The sequence below is a fragment of the Paracoccus sp. SMMA_5_TC genome (assembly GCF_009696685.2).
Classification (GTDB): Bacteria; Pseudomonadota; Alphaproteobacteria; order Rhodobacterales; family Rhodobacteraceae; genus Paracoccus.
Window position 1 is genome coordinate 1,383,075 of sequence record NZ_CP102355.1, and the last position, 24,493, is coordinate 1,407,567.

29 protein-coding genes are annotated in these 24,493 nt (G+C 64.8%); all 29 read left to right on the forward strand.

Features of this window, described 5'->3' with window-relative positions:
* Window positions 1–35 precede the first annotated feature (35 nt).
* The gene (locus tag GB880_RS06975) at window positions 36–860 is read left to right on the forward strand and encodes an N-acetylmuramidase domain-containing protein (RefSeq protein WP_154494104.1); all 825 of its coding nucleotides are present in this window, start codon (window positions 36–38) and stop codon (window positions 858–860) included.
* A 1-nt stretch (window position 861) separates the two neighbouring features.
* Window positions 862–1,062, forward strand: coding sequence for a hypothetical protein (locus tag GB880_RS06980; RefSeq protein ID WP_154494103.1), 201 nt, complete (start codon window positions 862–864; stop codon window positions 1,060–1,062).
* 459 nt (window positions 1,063–1,521) lie between these two features.
* Window positions 1,522–2,727, forward strand: coding sequence for an IS256 family transposase (locus GB880_RS06990; protein ID WP_013654810.1), 1,206 nt, complete (start codon window positions 1,522–1,524; stop codon window positions 2,725–2,727).
* Between the two features lie 81 nt (window positions 2,728–2,808).
* Entirely contained in the window at window positions 2,809–3,174 is a 366-nt protein-coding gene (locus tag GB880_RS06995; RefSeq protein ID WP_154494165.1) for a terminase small subunit, read from the forward strand.
* Window positions 3,171–5,144 carry a phage terminase large subunit family protein gene (locus tag GB880_RS07000; protein WP_154494164.1) on the forward strand — a complete coding sequence of 658 codons (1,974 nt, stop codon included), beginning with the start codon at window positions 3,171–3,173 and terminating at the stop codon, window positions 5,142–5,144. Before GB880_RS06995 ends, GB880_RS07000 begins: the two co-directional genes overlap by 4 nt.
* A gap of 251 nt (window positions 5,145–5,395) precedes the next feature.
* Window positions 5,396–5,689, forward strand: coding sequence for a hypothetical protein (locus GB880_RS07005; protein ID WP_229774447.1), 294 nt, complete (start codon window positions 5,396–5,398; stop codon window positions 5,687–5,689).
* Window positions 5,689–7,260, forward strand: coding sequence for a phage portal protein (locus GB880_RS07010; protein WP_154494163.1), 1,572 nt, complete (start codon window positions 5,689–5,691; stop codon window positions 7,258–7,260). Before GB880_RS07005 ends, GB880_RS07010 begins: the two co-directional genes overlap by 1 nt.
* Window positions 7,247–7,540, forward strand: coding sequence for a hypothetical protein (locus GB880_RS07015; RefSeq protein WP_263466994.1), 294 nt, complete (start codon window positions 7,247–7,249; stop codon window positions 7,538–7,540). The genes GB880_RS07010 and GB880_RS07015 overlap by 14 nt, the downstream gene beginning before the upstream one ends.
* Before the next feature lie 49 nt (window positions 7,541–7,589).
* Window positions 7,590–8,384 carry a hypothetical protein gene (locus GB880_RS07020; protein WP_154494162.1) on the forward strand — a complete coding sequence of 265 codons (795 nt, stop codon included), beginning with the start codon at window positions 7,590–7,592 and terminating at the stop codon, window positions 8,382–8,384.
* A gap of 65 nt (window positions 8,385–8,449) precedes the next feature.
* Window positions 8,450–10,477: a phage major capsid protein gene (locus GB880_RS07025; protein ID WP_154494167.1), complete on the forward strand. Its 2,028-nt coding sequence runs from the start codon at window positions 8,450–8,452 to the stop codon at window positions 10,475–10,477.
* A gap of 54 nt (window positions 10,478–10,531) precedes the next feature.
* Window positions 10,532–10,780 carry a hypothetical protein gene (locus GB880_RS07030; RefSeq protein WP_154494161.1) on the forward strand — a complete coding sequence of 83 codons (249 nt, stop codon included), beginning with the start codon at window positions 10,532–10,534 and terminating at the stop codon, window positions 10,778–10,780.
* Window positions 10,777–11,130 (forward strand): hypothetical protein, encoded by a 354-nt coding sequence (locus GB880_RS07035; RefSeq protein WP_154494160.1) that lies wholly within the window; start codon window positions 10,777–10,779, stop codon window positions 11,128–11,130. The genes GB880_RS07030 and GB880_RS07035 overlap by 4 nt, the downstream gene beginning before the upstream one ends.
* 27 nt (window positions 11,131–11,157) lie before the next feature.
* Window positions 11,158–11,457 carry a head-tail joining protein gene (locus GB880_RS07040; RefSeq protein ID WP_154494159.1) on the forward strand — a complete coding sequence of 100 codons (300 nt, stop codon included), beginning with the start codon at window positions 11,158–11,160 and terminating at the stop codon, window positions 11,455–11,457.
* Window positions 11,454–12,050, forward strand: coding sequence for a hypothetical protein (locus GB880_RS07045; RefSeq protein WP_154494158.1), 597 nt, complete (start codon window positions 11,454–11,456; stop codon window positions 12,048–12,050). The genes GB880_RS07040 and GB880_RS07045 overlap by 4 nt, the downstream gene beginning before the upstream one ends.
* Window positions 12,037–12,576: a hypothetical protein gene (locus GB880_RS07050; RefSeq protein ID WP_154494157.1), complete on the forward strand. Its 540-nt coding sequence runs from the start codon at window positions 12,037–12,039 to the stop codon at window positions 12,574–12,576. Before GB880_RS07045 ends, GB880_RS07050 begins: the two co-directional genes overlap by 14 nt.
* On the forward strand, window positions 12,573–13,055 hold the full coding sequence (locus GB880_RS07055) for a phage baseplate assembly protein V (RefSeq protein ID WP_263466995.1): 483 nt from the start codon (window positions 12,573–12,575) through the stop codon (window positions 13,053–13,055). The genes GB880_RS07050 and GB880_RS07055 overlap by 4 nt, the downstream gene beginning before the upstream one ends.
* Before the next feature lie 56 nt (window positions 13,056–13,111).
* Complete coding sequence (locus GB880_RS07060) at window positions 13,112–13,441, forward strand: GPW/gp25 family protein (RefSeq protein ID WP_229774445.1); 330 nt, start codon at window positions 13,112–13,114, stop codon at window positions 13,439–13,441.
* A complete protein-coding gene (locus tag GB880_RS07065) occupies window positions 13,441–14,337 on the forward strand; it encodes a baseplate assembly protein (RefSeq protein WP_263466997.1) in 897 nt (298 codons plus the stop codon). The genes GB880_RS07060 and GB880_RS07065 overlap by 1 nt, the downstream gene beginning before the upstream one ends.
* Entirely contained in the window at window positions 14,334–14,915 is a 582-nt protein-coding gene (locus GB880_RS07070) for a phage tail protein I (RefSeq protein ID WP_263466998.1), read from the forward strand. Before GB880_RS07065 ends, GB880_RS07070 begins: the two co-directional genes overlap by 4 nt.
* A 7-nt stretch (window positions 14,916–14,922) precedes the next feature.
* On the forward strand, window positions 14,923–15,933 hold the full coding sequence (locus tag GB880_RS07075) for a hypothetical protein (protein WP_154494637.1): 1,011 nt from the start codon (window positions 14,923–14,925) through the stop codon (window positions 15,931–15,933).
* Complete coding sequence (locus GB880_RS07080; RefSeq protein ID WP_263466999.1) at window positions 15,930–16,361, forward strand: hypothetical protein; 432 nt, start codon at window positions 15,930–15,932, stop codon at window positions 16,359–16,361. Before GB880_RS07075 ends, GB880_RS07080 begins: the two co-directional genes overlap by 4 nt.
* A gap of 2 nt (window positions 16,362–16,363) precedes the next feature.
* Window positions 16,364–18,238, forward strand: coding sequence for a hypothetical protein (locus GB880_RS07085; RefSeq protein ID WP_154550781.1), 1,875 nt, complete (start codon window positions 16,364–16,366; stop codon window positions 18,236–18,238).
* 27 nt (window positions 18,239–18,265) lie between these two features.
* On the forward strand, window positions 18,266–19,018 hold the full coding sequence (locus tag GB880_RS07090; protein ID WP_263467000.1) for a hypothetical protein: 753 nt from the start codon (window positions 18,266–18,268) through the stop codon (window positions 19,016–19,018).
* A gap of 114 nt (window positions 19,019–19,132) precedes the next feature.
* Window positions 19,133–20,536 carry a phage tail sheath subtilisin-like domain-containing protein gene (locus tag GB880_RS07095; protein ID WP_327077739.1) on the forward strand — a complete coding sequence of 468 codons (1,404 nt, stop codon included), beginning with the start codon at window positions 19,133–19,135 and terminating at the stop codon, window positions 20,534–20,536.
* A complete protein-coding gene (locus tag GB880_RS07100) occupies window positions 20,536–21,042 on the forward strand; it encodes a phage major tail tube protein (RefSeq protein WP_195840765.1) in 507 nt (168 codons plus the stop codon). The genes GB880_RS07095 and GB880_RS07100 overlap by 1 nt, the downstream gene beginning before the upstream one ends.
* A 10-nt stretch (window positions 21,043–21,052) precedes the next feature.
* Window positions 21,053–21,301 carry a phage tail assembly protein gene (locus GB880_RS07105; RefSeq protein ID WP_154492192.1) on the forward strand — a complete coding sequence of 83 codons (249 nt, stop codon included), beginning with the start codon at window positions 21,053–21,055 and terminating at the stop codon, window positions 21,299–21,301.
* A 117-nt stretch (window positions 21,302–21,418) separates the two neighbouring features.
* On the forward strand, window positions 21,419–23,893 hold the full coding sequence (locus GB880_RS07110) for a phage tail tape measure protein (RefSeq protein ID WP_263467001.1): 2,475 nt from the start codon (window positions 21,419–21,421) through the stop codon (window positions 23,891–23,893).
* Window positions 23,893–24,309, forward strand: a complete 417-nt coding sequence (locus GB880_RS07115; protein WP_154492188.1) for a phage tail protein — start codon at window positions 23,893–23,895, stop codon at window positions 24,307–24,309. Before GB880_RS07110 ends, GB880_RS07115 begins: the two co-directional genes overlap by 1 nt.
* Window positions 24,272–24,493 carry a tail protein X gene (locus tag GB880_RS07120; RefSeq protein WP_154492186.1) on the forward strand — a complete coding sequence of 74 codons (222 nt, stop codon included), beginning with the start codon at window positions 24,272–24,274 and terminating at the stop codon, window positions 24,491–24,493. Before GB880_RS07115 ends, GB880_RS07120 begins: the two co-directional genes overlap by 38 nt.

Here is a 24,493-nt window from a genome sequence, read left to right on the forward strand (position 1 = left end):
CCGGCGGGGGAACGCAATCAGACAGGACGAAGATCATGTATCCGGCAGGGTTCAAGGGCCGCGCGAAGCGGCTGCAGGCTATCGACATTCCGCGTATCGGCCGATTGATCGGCGTGGGCGAGGACGAAATTCGCGCCGTTCTCGAGGTCGAGACCGCAGGGGGTGGGTTCGACGCTCAGGGGCGTCCGCGGATGCTGTTCGAACCCCATGTGTTCTGGCGCGAACTGGGCGATGTGCCAAAGCGCACCGCTGCTGCGTCGACGGGGCTGGCATATCCGAAATGGGGTGCCAGGCCCTATCCCGACGACAGCTATCCCCGCCTGGCGCTGGCGCTCAAGATCGATGCGAATGCCGCCCTACGATCTGCCAGCTGGGGGATCGGGCAGATCATGGGGTTCAACCATCGCGCGGCCGGCTATGCCTCGCCCGGCGACATGGTGGCAGCATTTTGCGACAGCGAGGCAGCAGGGCTGGAGGCCATGGTCCGCTTTATCGAAAGCGAGGGCTTGGATGACGAACTGCGCCGGCACGACTGGTCGGCATTCGCCCGTGGGTATAATGGGGCCGGCTATGTCCATCACGGTTATCATACCCGGCTGGCGCGCGCTTTCGAGCGGTGGCGGCGCATCCCCGACGTAGACGTGTCTGCGCGCCCCAAGATCGGCCTGGGCTCTCGCGGGGATGCGGTGCGGATCGCCCAGGGCAAGCTTGTCGAGCAAGGCTTCGATCCGGGACCGGTGGACGGTTGGTTCGGGGCGCGGACGGTTCAGGCTGTCCGGGAACTGCAGAAATCCGCCGGTCTCGATCAGGACGGCATCATCGGGCCCAGAACCTGGGCCGCCCTTCATTCTGAGGTCTGACATGAATTCTGTCTTTGTCCGCATGGCAATCTATGTTCTGTCGCCGATGCTGAGCATGCTGGCGGGTATGCTGACAGGCTGGGGCGTCCACTACGATGCGGCCACGCACATGCTGGCAATTGATCTCGAGGCCGCGATCGGCGCGGCAATTGCTTCGGTGGGGCTTTCAGGGGCCGTGTTCGCGCGCTGGGGGGTGCGATAGACGAAAGCCGGGCGCTTGAGGTTGCCAAACTTCAAGTATCTGATGTAATTGAATTTTCGGTCCAGCGTCGTGTTGCGGGATCGGCATCGCACCCCCCCGTGCTGCAGGTTCTTTCGCAGGGGCATCGTATGCGGGGGGCAATTCCCCGCCAAAATCTGCATGTGGGTGGCCTTTGCGATCGCGTCTTATGTTTATCGCTGAGGTTGTGTCATGACCCGCAAGGGCAAGCTCGTCTCGCGCGCAGACCTCGCTGATACAATGGGGGTCACGCCCCCGACCGTTGACCGTTGGGTTGCCCAGGGGTGTCCCGTCGCCAAAGAGGGCGGTCGCGGTCGGGGTTAGCGTCCGAGGAGCTGGTGTAATTTCATCGCCGTCGGCGGTGTGATCCCAGGTGGCCATCGAGGTGTATGTTCGAGGTGGAGTTTGGCGACTTCAACCACGGCCCCTACGGAGACCCCGATGACCAAGACGAACATGGACCTGTCCGAGCTTCTGGCCAAGCACGATCAGGGCGACTTCTTGCGCGGCATTGCCGAAGCCGTGCTGCAACTGATCATGGAGACCGATGTGGAAGGCATCATCGGCGCCGGCCGGCATGAACGCAGCGGTGAACGCACGACCTGGCGCAACGGGTATCGAGAGCGCGCTCTCGATACCCGTTTGGGCACGCTGAACCTGCGGGTGCCGAAGCTGCGGCAGGGCAGCTATTTCCCGGGCTTCCTCGAGGCCCGCAAGACCTCCGAGCAGGCGCTGGTGGCGGTGATCCAGGAGGCTTGGATCGGCGGCGTCTCCACCCGCCGCGTCGACGAGCTGGTGCAGGCCATGGGGCTCAGCGGGATATCGAAGAGCACGGTCTCGAAGCTCTGCAAGGATATCGATGACAGGGTCGGGGAGTTCCTGAACCGGCCGCTCACCGGCGACTGGCCCTATGTCTGGCTCGACGCCACCTATCTCAAGGTCCGCCAAGGCGGGCGCATCGTGCCGGTCGCGGCCATAATTGCGGTGGCGGCCAACACCGAGGGCCGAAGGGAAATCATCGGCTTGGGCATTGGGCCCTCAGAGGCCGAGACCTTCTGGACCGAGTTTCTGCGTTCCCTCCGCGCCCGGGGGCTGAGTGGGGTCAAGCTGGTGATCAGCGATGCCCACACCGGCCTCAAGGCAGCCATTGCCCGGGTGTTCGAAGCGACCTGGCAGCGATGCCGCGTTCACTGGATCAGGAATGCTCTCGCCCACGTCTCGCGCGGCCAACACACCGTTGTCGCCGCCGCGATCCGCCAGGCTTTCGACCAGCCCGACCGCGCCCATGCGGGCGAAACCTGGCGCAAGGTTGCCGAACAACTGCGCCCGCGCTGGCCCAAGCTGGCCGATCTCATGGACGCCAGCGAGCATGACGTGCTGGCCTACATGTCCTTCCCGCGCCAGCACAGGACCAAGCTGCACAGCACCAACCCGATCGAGCGCCTGAACAAGGAGGTAAAGCGGCGCTCCGATGTCGTCGGGATCTTCCCCAACGAGGCCTCAATCATGCGCCTGATCGGCGCCGTGCTCTTCGAAGCCAACGACGAATGGCAGACCTCGAGCCGCTACATGATGGTCGAGGCCTTCGCCGAGATCGACAAGGAGGAGATCGACCCCATTCTCAGCATAACCACGAAAGCCGCCTGATCATGCCCTCAGGCCATCCAGGAATTTACACCAGCTTGACGGACGTGACCCGGTCGGGCCTATCAGTTCAATACTGCCGACGTGATCGCCTGGCGCGAGGACGGGCTGCGCAGTTCGCTATCTTCGACGGCGAAGGCGACGGAAGAGGAACTGATGCGGCGCGAGCTGGCCGCGAAGACAGAGTTGGCCGAACTGAAGCTGGCGCGGGAAAAGCGCGAGGTGGCGCCGATCAGCGAACTGACCCGCGCGATGTCGCTGGCCTTCGCTGCGGTGCGCTCGAACATGCGCACAATCCCGGATCGTGTTCCACGGATGATCGTGGGCGAAATGGATGAGCGCAAAATCAAGACCTTACTCCGGGAGGAAATCGACCAGGCACTGCTTGCTCTGGCGCGTGAAACACTGGTCGAATACGACGATCTTGCCGAAGACGAGGGGGAAGAATGACCTCGCATTTCAGCAATCGTAGGGCAGTCGCCGCTGCGGTCCGATCAGCACAGGAATTTCTCGAGCCGCCCCCGGATCTGAGGCCGAGTGATTGGGCGCAGCGCAATGTGGTGATCCCTATTGGGAATGCCGTTCCCGGCCCCATCCGCTTCGAGAATGCACCCTATCAGCGCGAACCCCTGGACATGACGGCCGATCCGGACTGCTACCGGGTATCACTGATGTGGGGTGCACAGGTGGGCAAGACATTGCTTGCGCTTTGCGCGCAGGGCTACCGGATCGAACAGAACCCGACATCGCAGATCATGATGCAACCGAGCCAGGGCGATCTGACCACATGGCTCGAAACCAAGTTCAATCCGCTTGTGGATGCAAATCCTCGCCTGAAGGCATTGATCGCCAAGCCCCGCGGCCGTGACGGCGTCAACAATCAGCGCATGAAATCCTATCCGGGCGGTTTCATGATGTTCAGTTGGGCAGGGTCGCCCAAGACGATGCGCGGCAGATCCGCGCCATTCATCGTTTGCGATGAAACCGACGGCTATGATCGCGCGGACGAAGGCGACCCGGTCGAACTGCTGGCACAACGATCGGCAACATTCGGCGATCAGCGTCTGCTGTTGGATATCTCAACCCCGACTTTTAAAGGTGCAAGCCGTATAGAGGCTGCCTTCCTGGCCGGCGATCAGCGGCGATTTCACGTTGCATGCCCATATTGCGGCCACCACCAGACCCTGCGGTGGGAGCGGGTGAGATGGGACAAAGCGGATGACGGCACGGATCTGCCCGAGACTGCGCGCTATCATTGCGACAACCATGATCCCGAGACCGGCGAGGTGTTCTGCCACGCCCGCTGGACGGATGGCGAGCGCGTTTCTGCCATCCGGCAGGCCGAGGCGTTGGGCGCCGGCTGGAAGGCCGCCAAACCATTTCGCGGCCACGCATCCTATCACCTGAACGAGCTTTATTCCTGTTTTCGGAAGCTGCGTGAAATCGTGCAGTCGTTCCTGGACAAGAGGGCGGCGAATGATCTTCAGTCATTCATCAATATCAGCTTGGCCGAGACCTGGGAAGAACAAGGCGAGCAGGTCGAGGCCGAGGGATTGGCCGCCCGTGCCGAGGTGTTTGCCGCGCCCGTTCCTGCCGGCGCCGTTGTGTTGACGGCGGGGATCGACATGCAGATGGATCGTCTGGAACTGGAGGTGGTGGGCTGGGGGCCCGGCGAGGAAAGCTGGTCGGTAGATTATCGCGTGCTTTGGGGCGATCCATTGCAGGGCGACGTCTGGGACGATCTGGATGCAGTGCTTTCTGAAACCTGGCTGCATGAGAGCGGGGCGCAGATGGCAATCAGCGCGGCGTGCCTGGACACCGGCGGCACCGCCGGAATGACCCAGGCGGCATATGAATATGCGCGCGGGAAAACCGGTAGGCGGCTCTTCGCGATCAAGGGTGTTCCGGGATGGGGGAGACCGATCGTTTCGTCGCCGTCGCGCAAGGCCAGCGGCAAGCGGGCGCGTAAGGTCGATCTTTTCGGCGTCGGCGTGGACGAGGCGAAAGTCGTCGTCACCCGCAGGTTGGGTATCCAGCAGCCTGGCCCTGGCTATTGTCACTTTCCCAACGATCGCGATGCAGAATATTTTGCCCAGATCACCGCCGAAAAGTTGGTCACAAGATCGGTCCGAGGTTTCGGTATTCGCGAATGGCACAAGACCCGCGAGCGCAATGAAGCGTTCGACTGCAGGGTATACGCAACAGCGGCGTTGAAACTGCTTAATCCAAATATCGGTCGCCTTGCCAAGAAGTTCGGGGTGCCGCCCGTCGACGGCAGCCGGCAGGATGTGACCGAAACGTTGACAGCTGCACTGCCTGAAATCGCGCCAGAGGAAACCCACGCACCACCGATGCAAGCTTCATCAAGGCCGGCAAAAGGCTCGCGCATGCGGCGGGGTGGCTGGATGAATGGATGGTGAGGCGTGGCGTGGCCCTATTGATCCCTGACGAATTCGTTGCTGGAACCACATTGGATATCCGGCTGAGCCTGACGGCATTTCCGGCGCCGGCTTGGCAGCTTGCGTGGATATTGCGCGGCCCGGCGGCGATTTCGGTCCTGGCCGAAGCATATGGTTTGCAGCATCGTCTGGGAGCTTCGGCCGAGGTAACGCGGGATTGGACGCCCGGGAACTATGTCTGGTCGCTGCGAGCCATGCGCGCAGGTGACGTGGTGCAGATCGAGACGGGCAATATGCGCCTGCGCCCTGATATCAGCCTCATTCCCGCAGGTCATGACGGACGTAGCCATGCGGCCCGGGTCTTGGACGCTATCGAGGCGGTGCTGGAAAACCGAGCGACCATGGATCAGCAGAAATATGCGATCAACAATCGCGAGCTTTGGCGGACCCCCATCCCTGAACTTTTGCTGCTACGTGATCGCTATCGGGCCGAGCTGCGCCGCGAGCAGCAGGCGGCACGGCGCGGCCAAAGCCTGTTGGGCCGTCAGGTCAAGGTGCGTTTCTGATGATCTGGTCCTTGTCGCGACGCAAAACCGCGCTTGAGAACGAACAGCAGCAGACACCCGACGCGGCAATAGAGGAAAGCCGTGTCCCGCGTGTGTCTGCCCGCAAGGCACCCACAGTTGCCATCAGGATGCACGAAGCGGCGGCGACAGATCGCCTGAACGCCAGCTGGTCCAGCAGCCCCATGCCGGCCGATTGCGTGATCCGGCGCAATCAGCGGATCCTGGTGGCCCGGTCGCGCGAGCAGGCGGCAAACAACGACTACATGCGCGGTTTCCTGCGGATGGTGCGGCAAAACATCGTGGGGCCGCAAGGTATCCGTTTGCAGGCGCAGAGCCGTGCGCGGGGGGGACGGCTGGACACAGCCGCCAATGATGCGATCGAGGATGCGTGGAGTGAGTGGTGGCGGGCTGAAAACTGCGACGTATCCGGCCGCAGATCGTTTCGAACCATTCAGGGCCTCTGCGCGACTTCCGCCGCCCGCGACGGAGAGTTCATGCTGCGCGAGATATGGGGGCCGGATGCCGGCCCGTGGGGATATGCCCTGCAGCTTCTGGATCCGCAGCGCTGCCCGGTCGATTACGATGAGGACAGGCGCGGGGACGGTTCGTTCATCCGACACGGCATCGAGTTCAATCGCTATGGCCGTCCGCTGAGCTATTTGTTCACGGCCACGGATGATCGTGATGCAGACTATGTTTATCGCGGACGCGCCTTCATCCGTATTCCGGCGCGAGAAATCATCCACGGTTTTGTCGAGGACTTCACTGGCCAGAAGCGAGGACTGCCTTGGGCGGCCACTGCGCTTTGGCGCATGCGCATGCTCCACGGCTTCGAGCAGTCGTCGATGGTGAATGCCCGCGTCAGCGCCAGCAAGATGGGGTTTTTCCAATGGCGCGACGGCTTCGGGCCAGATGATGCCGAAGACAGCGTTGATCTGGAAATCGAGGCGGAGCCGGGTGTGTTTCGCGAACTTCCCGAGGGGGTCGAGTTCAAGGAGTTCAATCCGCAGTATCCCGCGGGTGAGTTTGCGCCATTCGTGAAATCAGCGCTGCGAGGGATCGCAACAGGTCTTGGCGTGGCCTACAACAATCTGGCCAATGACCTCGAAGGAGTCAATTTCAGTTCGATCCGGCAGGGCGCCCTGGATGAGCGGGAGCACTGGAAAGATCTGCAGGAGTGGCTGATCGAGGCGCTGATCGAACGGGTCTACCGCAACTGGTTGAAGGTTGCGTTGCTGTCGGGCCGCATCATGGCCAACGGCAAACCCCTGCGGGCGGACAGGCTGCAAGCATATCAGGCGGTGTCATGGCAGCCACGGCGATGGGCATGGATCGATCCCCGCGCCGATGTCGCATCGGCGGTCGAGATGAAAAACAACCTCATGGGCAGCTTTGGCCAATTCATCCGCGACCAGGGGCGCGATCCGCAGACCGTCTGGCGAGAGATCGCGGAGGACATCGCGCAGATGCGCGATGCCGGGATCCCAGAAGACTACATTCTGCAGGCTATGGGACAGAAGCTTATTCCCCGATACCAGGACGAGAAAGGGAGCAGTGATGCCGAGACATGAAGCGGTCGTGCTTGAATACGGACAGTGGGTGCAACTGACTGTCGCCGATGTCACAGCGATTTCGTTCCAGGTAATCGCCGGTGCCGAGGTCCATATAACGGGCACCGACGGCCCCGTCCCGCCCGGTCCTGGCGCGGCAGGCTGGCAATACGCGCCGGGGCAAGGCGAAAGAAATGTGGCCCTGGCAGATCTGTTTCCTGGAATTGCGGCGAGCCGCGTGTGGGCCCAGGCAAGCGGGGGCGGCGGCGTGCCGGGGCGCGTGATGGTCAGTCATGCGTGATCTGGCATCACCCCTTGCGGGGATAAGGGGGCCCTTCGGCGTCAGGCGCGTGACGGGACCGTCACAGCCGACGCCACGCGTTATCCTTTCGGAAGCTGAATCGCTGGGGTTTTCCTGCCATTCCTTTCTCTATCAGGCTGTCGCCGGGGGCGATTTCGGAAACCTGGGCAGGGATTGGGGGGGCGATCTGCACATTGCCTATGCGGGATTTTCATCGCTGCGCCAAAGGTGGGAGGCGAATGGCGTGGACAGGACAGGAGCCTACGCCGGCGCACTGATCGTCACCGAAATCGGCGATCTGGCCAGCGGCCTGGCAGATCCGGCAAGCGCGCAGGGTATCGAGACCTTGCAGCATCTTTACTGGTTCGCACTGACCGCGCAGGCAAAGGGTTGCAAGGTTTTTGCCATTTACCCCCCGCATTCGCCCGAAGGACTGGATATGGATGCTGACGCCATGGCCAAGGCCCAGTATTGGGCGGAATGGCTGCGGGCGCGGTCCGAAGTTACCATTCCAGTGTATATCATTCCGGTGCCTGTTATGGTCAGGGCAATGATCCAGAGGTTTGCGCCCACAAGTGTGTATGCCGATGGTCTGCACCTGAAGACCCTGGCATATGCACCGCCCAATCACATGAATGCAGCTTTGGCCCAGATGATCCGCATGTTCCTGACAGGCGAGCGGGCCCAGAACGCGCACTGGTCGGCGGAGCTCTCGGAGCTGGTCGATATTGCGTGGTCGATCCTGCGGGATCACGCCTGCACGGGCTTCGGCGGCCCCATCATTACCGCGGCCTATCCGGTCTCGGGCGATCCTTTGCCCGATCCTGCGCCGCTGCCGGCCTGAAATCGCGCCAGAGGAACCGTGCACGGCGACGGAATTGAATGGTCTTGGAAAGCAACGAGGCCACGATGTCCGATCCGAACCCTGTCAATCCTGTTTCTGCTGCTTTGGGCGGCGGCCTTGTTCGTTCCGTCACCGCCGAACAGATCAATGCCAGAATGCGCAGCGCGGACGACTTTCGCCACCGGGGCGAGGTTCGTGGGGTAGATCTTGAAAGCCGTATTGTCGAGCTGGCCTTTTCGAGCGAGACGCCCGTTCAACGTTGGTTCGGCGATGAGGTTCTGGATCATTCCCCGGGATCAATCCGCATGCAGCGCCTGCAAGGCGGCGCTGCGCTGCTGGTCAACCACGATTGGGACGATCAGATCGGCGTCGTCGAAAGCGTTGAAATCGGCGCGGACCGGCGCGCCAGGGCCAAGGTTCGGTTCGGGCGCAGTGCGCGCGCGGATGAAATCCTGAAAGACGTGGCCGACGGCATCAGGCGGCACGTTTCATTTGGATATGTTGTTCACGCAATCCAGGTAGAAACCCGCCCCGGCCAGCCAGACCTGGTCCGGGTCACGGACTGGGAGCCCTATGAAATTTCCCTGGTCAGCGTGCCGGCGGACCCAACTGTCGGTGTCGGGCGTGCCGCGGAAATCGCGCCAGAGGAACGGGAGAGCCAGTCTGATCATCATGGGCGCAATCGGGCTGTGCCCGCTCATATTTCTGGAAACGAGGGATCTTCGATGAAGAAGAAACTCCAACGCAATGCCACGGGTCAGCTGGTCTGGGTCGAGATCGACGAGAACGGTGCTGTCCTGCGCGAGCTGGAGGTTGTAGAGGAAGCGGGTGCCGAACGCGGGGCGGGCGAGGCGGCCGAGCGCAGCCGTGTCAACACCATTCTGGAACTGGGTCGACAATATGACGCCGCAGACCTGGCACAGGCAGCGATCCGCGACGGTCGCAGCATCGACCAGTTCCGCGCCGCCGTGCTCGAGCAGCTGTCGGCGAACCGGCGCCATAGCCTGACCGACGGCGACGGAGGTATTGGGCTGACCGATCAGGAGGTTCGGCGTTTTTCCTTCATGCGCCTGTTCCGCGCCCTCGCCGATCCGACCGATCGGGCATTGCAGGAAGCCGCTGCCTTCGAATTCGAATGCGCCCGCGCCGCCGAAGAGCGTTCCCACCGATCGCCCAAAGGCACCTTGATCCCCATCGATGTCCTGACACGGGCACTGAATACCGGCACCGGCGGCGCAAATCTTGGCGATACCGGCGGGGTTCTGGTCGCCACCGAGCTCATGTCGCAATCCTTTGTGGACATGCTGCGCAACCGCGCCACGCTGATGCGGCTTGGCACCCCGATGGGCGGGCTCATCGGCAACATCGATATTCCCACGCAGACCGGTGGGGCCTCCGGCTACTGGATCGGCGAAGACGAAGAAGCGGTGCTCTCTGCAATGGCCTTCGGACAGTTCGGCTTGCGGCCGAAAACGGTGGCCGGCATGACCGAAATTACCCGCCGCCTGCTGATGCAATCGAGCCTCGATGTCGAGGCCCTGGCCCGTCGCGACCTGGCCACTGCGCTGGCGCTGACGGTCGACAAGGCCGGGTATTACGGTTCCGGCTCGGACCATCAGCCGCGCGGCATCATGCGCACCGACGGGGTGAATGCCGTCGACTTCGGAACGGATGGCGGGGGCGCAGGCATCGGACAGATGCCGAGCTATGCCGACATCGTCGAGATGGAAAGCCAGATTGCTGCCGAAAATGCCGACGTCGACAGCATGGCTTACGTTTTCAACGCCCGGATGCGCGGCCATTTCAAGACCACGCCCAAGTTCATGGCGGGCACCGATCAGGGTGTCATCTGGGAACCCGGACAGACCGTCAATGGATATCGCTGCGAGGTGACCAACCAGATCGCGAACGGCGACGTGATCTTCGGAAACTTCGCGGATCTGCTGATCGGGATGTGGGGCGGGCTGGATGTAACGGTCGACCCCTTTACGCATTCGGCCCGCGGCCGTGTCCGTATCGTGATGATGCAGGATGTCGATATCGCCGTGCGACGCCCGCAATCCTTCTGCCTCGGCCGCGATATCACGGCCTGAGTTCTTACATGCTTGGGCTGCGAATGTGGCCCGGGCATCGCACCCGAGGGTATCATGTCGAAAAAATATCAACTCAAACTGGCCTCGGCGGTGGTGGTCAACGGCCAGCCAGCGCCCGCCGGTAGCATCGTGCCCGTGGATGAGGCGCAGGCGCGGCGGCTGCTCGATGCCGGAAAGGCCGACCTGGCACGCATGGAGGACATCGCCTCGACCACTGCCGGAGAAACTCCAATCCTGGCCGAGGCGTCAGATGCGAAGCCCACGCCAGCGCGTTCCGCCAAAGCGAAGGGAGAGACCAAATGATCGCGCAAAAGCAACTGGCAGCGGTCGCCGCCGTCAACTCAACAGGTGGGCTGGCCGGGGTTTCGATGGCGGAGTTCCACGGCCGGGCCAAGGTCATCATCCTGCATGCTGCATCTGGTGGGCCCACCGCCACGATTGCCGCCAAGTTGCAGCATAGAAACGGATCGGAACCTTGGGAGGATATTCCCGGAGCGGCTGCGCCGGTGATCGACAATCAGGCAGGCGTCAAGGAGATCGAGGTGGATGCCGACGGCTTCAAGGATGAGGTGCGGCTACATTGCACGGTGAACAACGGTGCCGCAGCGGCATTGGGCGCCGTCGTGGTCGGCGCCCGGAAATACGCCAACTAGAGGATGCCTTTCGCTGAGGACATCGATGTGTTCCTGCGCGTCGACGAGTTCGCGCACGCCTGCGAACTGCGACTGGTGGGCGGAACCATCCGCGAGATCCACGGCATATTCGACGAAACGTTTCTCGATGCCGAATTGGGCGAATATGCATTGGATACGTCACAACCCCGGTTGCTCGGAAAGGCAGCCGATCTTGCCGGTGTAATCCGCGGCGACACCGTCGTTATCGCAGGCCGTGAGTTCGATGTCATGTCCGCGCCGCAGATCGACGGCACCGGTATGGCGACGCTGCGGCTTGGCCCCAAGGCAGGGCAGGGTGGGCGATGAGGCGATGGTCCCACCGCATTCGCGGCGCCGATTTCGAATTAGACATCGACCTGTCCGAAGTCGAAAGGCTGGAAAAGGAACTCGACAACACCAGCAAGGAAATCGGCGCAGCCGTTTCAAAGTCTTTGCGCCGGACAGCTTCCGCGCTGCGGGTCATGTCGTCGAAACGACTTGTGCCTGAACTGCAATTGCGCAAGGCGATGCACTTGCGCAGGCGTATGAAGGAGATGCGGGCGCGATTGAAGAGAACCGACAGTCATCAGGTGATCGGCCTCTGGTATGGGCTCAATGATCTGCCTGTGTCCTTCTTCAAGGGCACCCCACGACAAATGGCCAAAGGGGCAAAACTGGGTGGCCATGAATTTCCCGGGGCCTTCGTCGCAAAAGTCGGCAAGAAAAAGCCAAGATCGATTTACAGACGCAGCGGGCGTGGACGATTTCCGCTCATCGAACAGACGATACCGATCAAGGATCGGGTCGATCCGATCCTGGAGGATGAGATTTTTCCAGAGGCGACGCGGATATTCCTGAAAAACATGATGCACGAACTGAAATGGCAGCGCCGTCAGAGAGGCCGAAATGACAAGCCCTGACACCGCGCTTGACCTAGACCAGTTTTTTGCCGCCATCGAAGCATCGATCGCATCTGGGTTTCCGGGGTTTGTCACGGTCGCGGCCTATCCTGAGGACCGGGTCAACCTGTCAACGCCTGCCTGTGTGATCGAACTTGTCGAATTGGAGCCCGCCGCAGAGCCAGGCACTGGGCAATTGGCCGCTGTCGCCCGTGTCGAAGCCAGTGTCATCATCGGCTTCCGAGAGCCCGGTGCCAAACGCAGGGTCGCGAAGATGGCCGCGGCGCTGGCGCATCATGTCCAAGGCGAGCGCTGGGGCCTTCCGGTCGAGGCCGCGACCGTTACCGCCATCGCGCCCAGCGACTTTGCCCCCGAACTCGACCAGTTCGAGGTCTGGGCGGTCGAATGGCAGCAGACAGTGCACATCGGCCGAAGCATCTGGGGGGATGACGGCGTGCCGCCCGATCAGGTTCTGGCGTCGTGGTCGCCGGCTATCGGCCCCGCAAATGAGGAGGAATATCAGGACATCGGCGGAGCGGTGGCGTGACCAGGGATCGTCTTGCCATATCTGATCTGGAGCGTCGTCTGGCCAATGTTGTCCGTTATGGCACAATCACCGCGGTGGATCCGGCAGCCGCCCGTGCCAAGGTCACCTTTGGCGGCGAGACGCAAAGCGGCTGGCTGCCATTTGCCACTACGCGCGCCGGCGGCGCCCGGGTCTGGTCGCCGCCCGTGGCGGGCGAACAGGTGGTGGTGTTCAGTCCCATGGGGGAGACCGGATCGGGAGTGATCATGGGCAGCGTGCCCAGCAATGCGTTCCCCCCGCCCAGTTCGGATGGTGCGACCTATCGTATTGACATGCCCGGTGGAGTTTCGATCAGTGTCGCGGGCGGTGCGATCAGCATCACTGCGCCGGGCAATATCACCATCAATGGCGACGTTGTCGCTGACGGTATCAGCTTGAAATACCATGTGCACCGCGGGGTGATCAGCGGCGGGTCCAACACCGGAACCCCTGTCGGCTGAAATCCCGCCAGAGGAACGCGGCTTCGCCATCCCGGCATCATGCGCTCATGATCGGTATGAACGCATTTACAGGCCGACCGTTGGCCGGGCTTGACCACCTGCGCCAGAGCGTCCGCGACATCCTGACAACGCGGGTGGGCACTCGCGTTATGCGGCGAGCTTACGGGTCCATGGTGCCCGATCTGGTGGATGCGCCGCTGAATGATGAAACGCTGGTCGATCTTTACGCCGAAACTGTCGCAGCGCTGATGAAATGGGAGCCCCGGATTGACGTTGAACAGGTTAGCGCATCGATACCTGCGCCCGGGCGCGTGGAACTGTCGTTGGTGGGGGGTTACACGCCGACGGGCGAACCGGTGACCATCGACGGCATCGTGGTGGTCTGATGTCACGCGCATATTCCCCGATCGACCTTTCCGGGCTTCCGTTGCCGGAGGCGGTCGAGGTTCTGGATTACGAGGTGATCCTGGGCGAGCTGCGGGCCGACCTGCTGGCGCAGGCGCCGGAACTGGCCGAGGCGCTGGCGCTGGAAAGCGAGCCGCTGGTCAAGCTGTTGCAGGTCGCGGCCTTTCGCGAGCTCTTGACCCGCGCGCGGGTAAACGACAGCGTGCGTTCGGTGATGCTGGCGCTGGCCTCGGGCGCCGATCTGGACCAGCTGACGGCGCTTCTGGGTGTTGCGCGCCAGACCGTGGTCGAGGCCGATCCCGACGCCAGCCCGCCGCTTGCGGCGGTGTTCGAGGACGATGCCAGCCTGCGCCGCCGCGCCCAGTTGAGCTGGGAGGGCATGACCATCGCCGGCACCCCCGCGGCCTATGCCTTTCACGCGCTCAGCGCTGACGGGCGGGTGCGCGATGTCGCCGTCACCCGGCCGCGCCCGGGCACGGTGCGGGTCACGCTGCTGTCGCACGAGGCCGGCGGCATGCCCTCGGCGGGGCTGCTCTCGACGGTGGCGGCCGCGCTCGAGACCCTGCGGCCGCTGTGCGACAGCGTCGAGGTGGCTGCGCCGGCCTTTGTCGATGTCGCGCTGGTCGCGCGGCTGCAACTGGCCGGCGGGCCGGGGGCCGAACTGGTGCTGGACGCCGCCATCGCCGCCGCGACCGCCTATCTGCGCGACGAGCTGGCGGTGGGGCGCGTGCTGCGCCAGGGCGCGATCCTGGCGCGGCTCTATCAGCCCGGGGTCGAGGCGGTGCGGCTGCTCTCGCCCGTGGCCGACATCGATCCCGGCCCGACCGGGGTGGCGCGCGCCAGCCTGATCGACATCGCCCCGGAGCCGGCGCCATGAGCGACCTGCTGCCCCCCAACAGCACCGCGACCGAACGCGCGATCAGCCGCAGCCTGGCCCGCATCGGCGAGATCCCGGCCCCGGCCGGGCTGATGTGGGATCCCGGCCGCATCCCGGCCGCCTGGCTGCCCTGGCTGGCCTGGGCGGTATCGGTCGACGACTGGAACCCCGACTGGCCCGAGGCGGACCGTCGTGCGGCCATCGCGGGCAGCGCCGACTGGCACCGGCGCAAGGGCACCCTGGCCAGCGTGCTGGCGGTGCTGGCGCAGGCGGGCCATCCCGCCGCCACGGTGACCGAGGATCGCGACCTGCCGCGCCTGGGAGACGATGAGCTGACCCTTGACGCGGGCTGGGAGCTGGGGCCCGACGATCCGTCTTGGGCCGATTACTGGGTCACGCTGGCGGCGCCCGCGCTGCGGCCCGAGGCGCTGCGGATCATGGCGCGGCTGCGCGACACCGCCCCGGCGCGCTGCCGGCTGCGCGCGGTCGCACTGGGGCCGGCGCAGCTGCCGCTGGGCCATTCCGCGCTGGTGCTGGGCCCCGACATCGCCATCGGCAACATCTATTTCGAGGAGTGACTTTCGCATGGTCGATGAAGTTTCCGTCCCCCGGTTCGTCGAGCCCGACATCTGGCCCGCGACGGTGCCGATGCTGCAGAACGGCTGGCGCGGCACCGGCGGGCCGGTCGATCTGCCCGCCGACCAGGGGCTGCTGAACTGGCCCCTGCAGGAACTGACCCGGCGCACGCGCTGGCTTTACGAACGCCACCAGGAACGGCGGCTGGACGCGGCCATCACCCTGACGGTGGGGCCGGGGGGCGATCACGGCACGCTCAACCAGGCGCTCGAGCGGCTGTCGGTGATGGCGCCGCGCCTGCAGCCGCAGCCGATCACCGCCACCGTGCGGCTGCTCGCGGGTTACGAGATGGCCGAACAGGTCTTCGTGCGCGGCATCAACCTGGGCTGGGTGCGGATCCAGTCCGACAACCCCACCGTGCTGATCCGGCGCAGCGCCCTGACCCAGAGCTTCGGCGATCTGGTGCCGGCCTTCTTCGCCGGCGCGGGCGGGGTGCTGCCGCAGATCGCGGCGCTGTTTGCCATGACCACCGACGGCGCGGCGGCCGGGCGCACCGGCATCGCCGTCAGCCAAGGCGGATCGGTCCTGGTCGCGGCGGGCTGCGGGGTGCAGGCCGCCGGCAGCTATGGCGCCGTGGCCGAGCTGGGTGGCGTCATCAGCGCTGAAGAGGCCGATTTTCGCAGCGCCGGGCAGGACGCGGTGCGCGCATCCCGCGGCGGGCTGATCACCGTGCGGGCGGCGAACCTGTCGGGGGCCGGCGGCAATGGCGTCGTCTCGCATCGCGCCAGCACCGTCGATTGCGAATCGGCCGACATTACCGGCGCCGGCACCTATGGCATCACCGCCCAGCGGGGCGGGCGCATCAACGCCTATGGCGCGCAGTGCCGGCGCAGCCCCGGCGCCGACAGCAGCGCCGACATCCATGTCACCACCGGCGGCGTCATCGCCGCCGCCACCGCCGTCGGCGGCACCTCGATCGCCGTCAACACCCTGACCGCCAACGGGATGATCCTGCGATGACCGTGATCTACGCCGCCCGCACCGCCGAAGGCATCTGGACCGGGGCGCGATACGACCGCCTCACCCCCGCGATCCGCGTCCATCACCGCCAATACGGCGAGACCCTGCATCCGGTGGGGGCGCTCACCGATCGGGGAGGGGATGTCGCGCCCGACTGGCAGGCCAGCCCCGCCGAGCCCGAGGCGCTGCGCGCGGGCCTGGTCGTCAGCCGCTATCAGCTGCGCGCGGCGCTTGAGGCCGCCGGCCGGCTGGCGGCGGCCGATGCCGCGATGGCGGCCGCGCCCGAGCCGCTGCATCGCGACGCCTGGACCGGGGCGGCCGAATATCGCCGGTCCTCGCCGCTGATCGCCGCCCTGGGCACGGCGCTGGACCTGGGCGCGGCGGAACTGGACGCGCTGTTTCTGACCGCCGCCGGCATCGAGGCCTGAGCATGGCCCAGACCCCGCGCATCGACCGCAGGATGCTGGCAGCCTCGGGGCTGCCGGCGGCGCTGCAGGCGCTGATCCTGCAACTGGCCGCCCAGGCCGAACGCCCGGCGATCCGCGGCGCGCCAGGCCGCGGCATCGCCCATATTGCCGTGCATCCCGATACCGGGGCGCTGACCATCGCCCTGACCGACGGCACTTCGGTCGAGACCGTGCCCCTGCGCGGCCCCTCGGCCTATGACCTGGCGGTGATGCTGGGCTATGAGGGCAGCCTGGCCGACTGGATCGAGACCCAGCGCGGCGTCAATGGCGCGGCGCTGGAGGCGGCGCTGCAGGAGCTGCGCGGCCCGCAGGCGGTGCGCACCGACTTCGCCACGGGCCGCCACGGGTTGTGGCTGGATCGCGGCGGGCAGACGCTGCTGGCGCTGACCCCGACCGGGCTGGATTTCCGCGCCAGCACCGAACTGCTCGACCAGATCGCGCCGCCGCTGGCCGGGCGGCTGGGCATCGACAGCGCCCATGCCGTCGGCGAGGGCGCGGGCGGCTGGGATCTGATCCGCGACCGCGCCGGGCGCAGCCTGCTGCGGCTGACCCCGAGCGGGCTGGATTTCGCGCCCTCGGCCGAACTGGCGGCGCGGCTGCGCGCGGCGCTGGACCAGGTCGCCGTCGACAACCGCCATCTCACCCTGACCGTCTGCCTGACGCAAAGCCTGCTGTTCATGAACGGCGACAGCGAGACGGCGCCGGTCTATCCCGACGTCGATCCGCAGCTGGCGCTGCGCCTGGCGGGGCTGCGCCGGGCCGATGGCGTGGCGCTGACCATGGCGGGCCCCGGCAGCATGGGCTACGACACCGCCACCCCGGCCAGCGGTTTCGTGCCGGTCGATCCCGCGCCCGCCGATCCCACCGGCGCCTATTACGCGGTCAAGGGCTACAACGGCTTTCGCCGCCGCTTCGGCCTGCTGCCGCGGCGCACGGTCGGCACGCTCTGGGGGCAGGCGGGCGAACACATCACCCGCTTCAACGCCATCCCGGGCGATGCCCCGGCCGGGATCGCCGACGCCACGCATCACTGGACGAACCTGATGTTCTGGCTGTCCGAGGCGGCGCGGCTGGCGGCAGCGGCCGGGCTGACGCCGCGGCTGGACCTGCTGGTGGTGCAGGGCACCAGCAGCAAGCAGGACAGCGACCCGCATCTGCACGCGGCCAGCATGCGCGCGCTGATCGTGGCGCTGCGCCAAGCCTGCGACGAGCGCGGCATCGACGAGGTCGCGGTCTATTTCAGCCAGCCGGGCGGCGATACCGACACCTCGCCCGCCGTCGAGCACTGGCAGGTGGCGCAGGGCTATCTGGAGATGGCCGAACAGGGCTATGGCGTCCTGGTCGCGCCGGAAGCCTATATTCGCATCTTCGACAACAACGTGCATTTCGGCGAAGCCGCCGGCCAGCAGCTCATGGGCATGTTCAACTGGGCCCGCGCCGCGCGCGAGGCGGGGCGCGACTTCACCATCCACCGCCCGCGCGTCAGCCGCGCCGGCAATGTGGTGACGCTGGATTACGCCTCGCTCTGGGATGGCGAGATCTGGGAGATCGAGCCCGACCGCTATGCCGGCCAGGGCATCGACGCCAACCTGGGCTATACCGCCACCGGCGCCGCCATCACCGGCGTCGAGCTGATCGGCCGGCAGGTGCGGATAAGCTGCAGCGCGCCGCCCAGCCGCATCAGCTACATGATGCAGGCCCAGGACGTGCGGCCGCTGAACGACGGCTATACCGCCTGGCGCGGCCGGCTGGTGACCAGCTCGCGCCTGCGCGACCCGCTCGACCCCGCGATCCTGCATCGCCGCCGCATGCCGTCCCATCATGTCGACATCCCCTAGACCGCAACCCGGAACGGAGCATTCCCCATGGCCGGTATCCTGACCGCCGATATCGACGCGCCCCCCGCCGCCACGCTGGGCATCATCCCCTCGCTGGCCAGCGTCCTGGGCGCCATCCCGGGGCTGGTCGATGTCTGGCGCATCGACCCCGCCCGGATCGCCCGCGACGGCGACAGCCGCGTCTCGGCCTGGACCGGCAGCATCGCCGGCCGGCAGTTCACCCAGGCGAACGCCCTGCGCCGGCCGCTCTACGTCGCCCCCGGCCGGGTGGATTTCGGCACCGGCGCCGCCGCGCGCGCCACCATGCAGCTCGCGGGCACCCCCCTGGGCCAGCCCGCCAGCGCCAGCATCGGCCTGCGCCTGGTGCTGGCCGCCGAGGACGAGACCACCGACAACCAGTCCTTCGCCGGCCAGGACCTGGACACCACCGGCACCGGCCTGGTGCGGCTGGCCTGGCGCTACAATGCCGCCGGGATGGGCAATTACATCCGCCTGCAGATCGGCGCCGCGCAGCGCGACGTCGACCTGCCGGCAGGGGTGACCGATGCCATGGTCTGGCTGACCATCCAGTCGGGAGAGGTCTGGCTGAACGTCAACGGCACCGCCGCCGCCAGCGCCATCGCCGCCGCCACGCTGAACCTGCCCGGCTTCGCCATCGGGGGATCGCGCGAGGGCACCCCCGCCTTCGCCGGCAGCCTCACCGGCATCTGCATCGCCCAATCCGCCCTCACCCCAACCCAGCGCGCCGCCGCCGAATGGGCCATGCGCCACAGCGTCTGAGCCGGCACGAAATCCCGCCAGAGGAATGGCCGGTGGCCTTGCGCGAGTGTTCGCTCAGATGAAATCAATCCGCATGTGAGCAAAATGCCCGAGACCTTTCTGCACGGCGTCGAGGTGATCGAAATCGACACCGGTCCGCGGCCCATCCGCACGGTGCGCTCTTCAGTGATCGGCATCGTCGGCACTGCCCCCGGTGCCGATCCCGTGGCGTTTCCCCTGAATACCCCGGTGCTTGTCGCCGGCAGTCGGGCCGAAGCGGCAAAGCTGGACGTCACCCCGGACCACAGCGGCGGCGGCACACTGCCGGCAGCCTTGGATGGCATCCTGGATCAGATCGGAGCCGTTGTCGTGGTGGTCAGGGTTGCCGACGGCGCAAACGAGGCGGAAACCGTGGCAAATGTCCTGGGTGGCACGAATGCCTTGACGGGACAGTATGAAGGTGTCCATGCCCTGCTTGGCGCCGAAAGCGTGTTGGGTCATTCGCCGCGCATAATTTGCGCGCCGGGGTTTACGCATCAGCGGGCCGCGAACGGCATTTTGAGCGTGAGCGTTTCGACGCCAGGATCGGGTTATACCAACGGCACGCACCGCCTGACGGTCACTGGTGGCGCAGGTGCGGGCGCGCAAATCGATGTCACGGTTACAGCCGGAGCAGTCACTGCCGCCCGCATCGTCAAGCCCGGTTCGGGCTATACCACAGATCCGGCGCTGGAAATGCCGGGATCGGCAGGTGCCGGAGCCGGAGCCACCTTTGCGGTTACGCGCGGAACGGTAGGCAATGCCGTTGTTACCGAGATGATCGGCATCGCCGAGCGATTGCGCGCCGTCATCATCGCCGATGGCCCCAATACCACCGACACCGCAGCTGTCGCCTGGGCCGGCGATTTCGGTTCGCCCAGGGTATATGTGGTCGATCCCTGGGTGCTGGTGTCCGATGGCGCAGGCGGGGTGCGGTCCGAACCGGCCTCGGCCAGGGTGGCAGGGCTAATTGCACGGATCGACAATGATCGCGGCTTCTGGTGGTCGCCATCGAACCAGCTTGTCAACGGCGTCCTGGGCACCGCGCGTCCTGTCGACTTCAAGATGGGTGACGCAAACAGTCGCGCAAACCTTCTCAACGAGCGGAACATCGCAACGATCATTCGTGAGAATGGCTATCGTCTTTGGGGGAACCGGACCCTGTCTGCCGATCCAAAATGGGCATTCCTGTCCGTGAGACGAACGGCCGATATTCTGAACGAGAGCTTGCAGCGAGCCCATCTCTGGGCGGTGGATCGCAACATCACAAAGACCTATCTGCGTGAGGTCGAGGAAAGTGTGAACGCCTATATCCGCACGCTTGTGTCGCAAGGAGCGCTGTTGGGTGGGCGATGCTGGGCCGATCCCGACCTGAACAGCCCGAGCAGCATTGCCGACGGCAAGGTCTACTTCAACTTCGATTTCACCGCGCCATATCCTGCGGAGCACATCACCTTCCGCTCGATCCTGACGCTGGACTATCTTGAGGAGCTGGTTTGATGGCAGCCCGTGACGTTCTGAAGAACCTGAACCTTTTTGTCGATGGCAAGGGCTACGCAGGCCAGATCGACGAATACAACCCCCCGGATCTGGCCATTCAGGTCGAGGATTTTCGCGGTGGCGGGATGGATGCCCCCGTCGCGCTGGACATGGGGCAGGAGGGCATGGAAACAAGCTTTGCCTTGATCGCCTATGATGCCGATGTCCTCGCCCTGTGGGGCGTGGCCGAGGGCCAGACCGTCCCTTTTACCGCCCGGGGCGCGGTCGAAAGCTATGATGGAACCGTCAAGCCTGTCGAGCACAGCATGCGCGGGCGCATCACCACCATCGCCCGGGGCACCTGGACGCCCGGACAGAAGCCGACACTGACCATCACCATGCGCTTGGACTATTACAAGGAGATACACAACGGCGTGATCCTGCACGAAATCGATGTCGTGAACATGATCCGCATCATCGGCGGGGTCGACCGCCTGGCGCAGCAGCGCGCCGCGCTGGGTATCTGAGGATGCAACGATGAGCGAGCTTCCCGAATTCATCCAGGAAAACCACGACGGCAGCCTGTCCATCACGCTGCGCAATGGAACCATCATAGCCATGCGCGAGCCAACGGTCGCCGATCAGCTGGCCGCCAAGGGCGATGGGCAGCAGGCCGAAATCGCGCTGGTCGGCAACCTGTGCGGCCTTTCGCCAGAAGAGATCAAGGCGATGACATCGCGCAACTATCTGCGGATGCAGGCAGGGCTGAAGCATTTTTTCGACTGAGACCATCTGATGTTCGCCAGGGCGCGCTGACCCTGGCGAGCCATACCGGCTGGGGAGAGCGCGAAATCCTCGCCATGCCCGTCAGCCGCTTTCTTTGGTGGATAGAGGGGCTGCCTCGTGTCGTCAGGAAACAAGAGGCTTAATGCCACCATTACCATCGGGGGGGTCGTATCGGCCACCCTGAACAAGGCTGTGATCGAGGCCAACGCCAAGCTTGGCACCATCGGCGCCAGACTTGGGTCAGCGCACAATCAGATCGGCACTGCGATCCGGCGCAACGACGCTGCGCTTGAGCGTGCGCGCGCCGGCGTAATCGACAGTATCGGGGCCTACTATTCGCTCAAGGCTGCCATCGCCGCGCCGGTGCGCACTGCGGCAGATTTCGAATCCGTGCTGGAGGATATCGGACAGAAAGCCGATCTGCCGGTCGAGAAGCTGGGCGATCTGGGCGACAGGATCAAGCAGGTGGCGCGCGACACCAACATGGGCGCCATGCAGATCGGTGCGGCGGCCGACGCGCTGGCAGGGCGCGGTGCATCGCTTGATATCGCGCTGGGCGCTGCAGAGCCGATCGGACGGGCGGCAGTCGCATATCGCGCGGCGACCGATGACCTGGCTGCGGCGTCCTGGGCGGCGGTCGACAACCTCAAGGTGCCGGCTGGCCAAATCGAAACTGCGCTGGACGCGATGGCGCAGGCTGGGAAGGAGGGCGCGTTCGAGCTGCGCGACATGGCCACCTATTTCCCGTCTTTGGGCGCAGCCTATCAGGGGCTCGGGCAAAAGGGCGTTCCGGCGGTCGCTGACCTTGCGGCGGCGCTGCAGGTGGTGCGCAAGGGCACGGGCGATGCATCCACGGCTGCGACCAATTTGCAAAACGTATTGCAGAAGATCTATGCACCAGGAACCGTCAGGAAGTTCGGCGAAGCCGGCGTCGACGTGCACGAAGCCATGGCAGAGGCAGCCGAACGCGGATTGACACCGATCGAGGCCATTGCCGAACTGACGAACAAGACCCTGAACGGCGATCTGTCCAAAATGGGCAATCTGTTCGAGGATGCGCAAGTTCAAGCCGGCTTGCGGTCGCTGATCCAGGGGATGGAAGAGTATCGCGCCATTCGTGCCAAGGCGCTGGGCGCAGAAGGGGTGGTGGACGTCGACTACAAGCGCCGCATTCAGACCGCGCAAGGCGCCATAGATCGCTGGAACCAGAGCATCGAGAACCTGAAGCTCACGTTCGGCACGACGCTTTTGCCGGTGATCAACAGGCTGCTCGACACTGTAGTCCCGGTGATAGGGGCGGTCGGCGAATGGACTGCGGCAAACCCCGAGCTGGCAGCAACCTTGGCTACGGTTGCTGCCGGCGCGATTGCGTTCAGAGGCGCATTGGCCGGTCTGCGTTTCGTGGGATTGCTGGGCAAGGGCGGGGTGCTTTCGGCGATATCCTTGGGGTTGAAAACCATATCCCTGTCCATCGGCCCGACTGTCGCAGGCTTCGCCCGGCTGCGCGCTGGCATGATGGCCCTTTCAGCTGTGGCGGCTGTAGGGGGACCGGGCGCTGCCTTTGGCATGATCGGCAAGGCAGCGTTGGGCTTGCTCAACCCATTGAAACTGGTGGGGCTGGCCGTTCGAGGCCTGTCGGCGGTTTTCATGACGAACCCCATCGGTGTCGGTTTGGCCGCCGTGGTGGGCGGCGCCTATCTGGTCTACAGGCACTGGGACGGTGTGAAGGAGTGGTTCGGCCAGTTATGGCGCGGCGTCGAGGGGTATTTCCGGGGGTTTGGGAACTTCCTTGGGGGCGTGTTTACCCTGGACCTTGGTCGGACATGGAATGGCATCAGGACCATGTGGAGCAGTGCCGCCGGGTTTTTCGCCACGATCTGGAATGGTATTGCCAAGACCTTCACCGCGGCTTGGAGCACCTATCTCGCGCCGGTCCTCGAAAAGCTGGGTGTGCTCGATCCCATCGTCGCTGCCTGGAAAGGGCTCGAGGCGGCGCTATCGGGAATTCTAGATGCCATTGGGTCAAGTTTTGCAACCGCGCTGGGCAAGATCACGCCTGTCATGGATGCGCTGAAATGGGTCTGGGACAAGGGGGCCGAGGTAGGGGCAAGGATAGGCGATGCCTTCAAAGGGGACGCTGGCCCCCAGATCGACGGGTATCTTGCCAACAACCCGACCATGCGCGACCCCCGCGTGGGGACTGGGGTGCCAAAGCGCGCCGTGGGCGGACCGTTCCGTGCCGGCCCTGTTCTGGTCGGCGAACGCGGCCCCGAGCTGCGCTTTGAACACCGAGCGGGCTTCATCGCCACGAACCGACAGCTGGGCCAGATGGTGGCTCTGGCTACGCGTGCTGCGGCGCTGGGCGGGGCCTTGATGGCAGAGCCGGCAGCGGCATTGCCCGTCCAGGATTTCTGGCCGGCTGCCGGCCGAGCATCAGGTGCCACCGTGGCAAGCGGTGGGTCATGGAACATAGATGTCGGTGGCATCACTATCATAGCCCAGCCGGGACAATCCCCCCGCCAGATCGCCGATGAGGTGTTGAGGATGCTGCATTCCCGGGCGCGCGGCGCCTTGTTCGATGAGGGATTCTGATGGCTTGGGTGATGATGCGCTTGGGACTTTACAAGTTCGGCCTGGACACGGCGGCTTATCAGGAACTCAATCGCGTCGCCGCCTATCGGTGGGCGCGCCAGGAGCGTATGGGCACAAACGACGCGCTGCAGTTTACTGGAATTGGTCCAGAAACCATTGACCTGCGGGGTGTGATCTTCCCCGAGTTTCGTGGCGGGTTACGACAGATCGGCAAGATGCGACAGCAGGCATCGCTGGGTATGCCACTGCCCTTGATCGATGGTCTGGGCAAGGTCTGGGGCCTTTGGGTTATCGAACAGATCGGCGAGCGGCAGTCTGTGTTCATGGCGCGCGGAGCGCCGAAACGGATCGAATTCGACCTGCGTCTTTCGCGTTACGATGGGGGGCTGCGTGCGCTACTACCTTTCACGGCATGACGATACAGTCGATAGCATTGCCTGGGCGGTCTACGGCCGGCAGGACGGGCGATTGGTCGAGGGCTTGCTTGATGGCAATCCTCGGCTGGCGGATTTCGGCGCCATGCTGCCTCCGGGTGTGGTGGTGGTCGTCCCAGATGCTCCCGAACCCGCTCAATCCGAGGGTCTACGGCTTTGGGACTGA